Below are 1,814 nucleotides of genomic sequence, written 5' to 3' on the forward strand. Positions count from 1 at the left end.
CCCTCAAGGAGGGGCTCGTCGGTGCCGACGTCTTCGTGGGCGTCTCGGCGGGCAACATCCTCACGGGCGCGGACGTCGCGGCGATGAGCGACGACGCGATCGTGTTCGCCCTCGCGAACCCGACGCCCGAGGTCGACCCGATCGCCGCGGGCGAGACGGCCGCCGTCGTGGCGACCGGCCGCAGCGACTACCCGAACCAGATCAACAACGTGCTGGCGTTCCCGGGCCTGTTCCGCGGCCTGCTCGACGCGGGCGCCACGCAGATCACGGACGAGATGCTGCGCGTGGCCGCGGTCGCGATCTCGTCGGTGGTGAGCGAGGACGAGCTCAACTCCGCCTTCATCATCCCGGGCGTGTTCGACAGCCGCGTCGCCGAGGCCGTCGCGGAGGCCGTCCGGGCCGAGGGCCTCAAGGAGGTCCCGGTGGCGGAGCACCGTGCCGAGGACGCCGAGCACCTGGCCCAGCACCTCGGCCGTGCGCTGCAGGCCGAGGGCGCGGCGGTGGCCCGATGAAGGCGTCCCTCGACCAGGCCGCGCTCGACGACGTCGAGCGGCGGCTCGCCGCGCACGACGCCCACCTCGAGCGCGCCTACCCGGGCGACGACGGCACGCGCCAGCCCGTGCACACCGTGTACGTGCCGGCGCACCGGTACGCGGCCGGGCTCGCGGGGGACTGGGGCGCGCAGGCTCTCGCGGCCGTCGAGGCACAGGGCACGGACGCGCTGCTGGACGCCGTCGGCGTGCGGGACGACCTGCGCGAGGCGGTCGCGGCCCAGGTGCAGCGCAAGCTCGCCGCCGAGCCGATCGAGGACCTGCGCATCGACCTCGAGGACGGGTACGGCACCCACCCGGACGCCGACGAGGACGAGGTGACCGCCGCCGCGGCCGCCGCGCTGCGCGCCGAGCTGGACGCCGGGGGAGCGACGCCGTTCGTCGGCATCCGGTTCAAGTGCTTCGAGCGGCCCACCCGGGCGCGCGGCCTGCGCACGCTGGACGTGTTCGTCAGCACGCTCGCGGCGTCGGGCGACCTGCCCGACGGGCTCGTGCTCACCCTGCCGAAGGTGACCGGCGTCGTGCAGGTCGAGGCGATGGTCGCCGTCTGCGAGCGGCTGGAGGAGGCGAACGGCCTGCCGGCCGGGCGCCTGCGCTTCGAGGTGCAGGTGGAGACGCCGCAGTCGATCCTCGACTCCGCGGGCACCGCGACCGTGGCGCGGATGATCCACGCGGGGACGGGGCGCGTGAGCGGCCTGCACTACGGCACGTACGACTACTCGGCGTCGCTCGGCATCGCCGCGGCGTACCAGTCGATGGAGCACCCGGCGGCGGACCTCGCCAAGGAGGTCATGCAGCTCGCGTCCGCCGGGACGGGCGTGCGCCTGTCCGACGGGTCGACGAACGTGCTGCCGGTCGGCGACGGCGCACAGGTGCGCGCCGCGTGGGCGAACCACGGTCGCCTCGTGCGGCGCTCGCTGGAGCGCGGCTTCTACCAGGGCTGGGACCTGCACCCGGCCCAGCTGCCGAGCCGGTTCGCGGCGACGTACGCGTTCTACCGCGAGGGCTTCGAGCCGGCGGCCGAGCGGCTGTCGAACTATGTGAACGAGGTGGAGGGGGCCGTGCTCGACGAGCCCGCCACCGCCAAGGCGCTCGCGTGGTACCTCAAGCGCGGCGTCGACTGCGGAGCCCTGGGCGCCGACGAGATCGTGGAGCGCACCGGCCTGCAGCCGGCCGAGCTCACGGCGATCGTGACGCGCCCGCTCGGGGGCTGACGTCCCGGGTATCGGCGCAGCGCACGGCCACGACGGCCCGGCAGGACGT

At 74.9% G+C, this 1,814-nt stretch carries 2 protein-coding genes; both read left to right on the plus strand.

The features are described 5' to 3' along the window. Positions 1-512: malic enzyme-like NAD(P)-binding protein (locus ACFWEK_RS21325; protein ID WP_430555340.1), on the plus strand; the 512-nt coding region annotated here is incomplete at its 5' end. Next, complete coding sequence (locus ACFWEK_RS21330) at positions 509-1,765, plus strand: DUF6986 family protein (protein ID WP_430545887.1); 1,257 nt, start codon at positions 509-511, stop codon at positions 1,763-1,765. The genes ACFWEK_RS21325 and ACFWEK_RS21330, both read left to right, overlap by 4 nt. Positions 1,766-1,814 lie beyond the last annotated feature (49 nt).

The sequence above is a fragment of the Isoptericola sp. NPDC060257 genome (assembly GCF_042726645.1).
GTDB lineage: Bacteria > Actinomycetota > Actinomycetes > Actinomycetales > Cellulomonadaceae > Isoptericola > Isoptericola nanjingensis.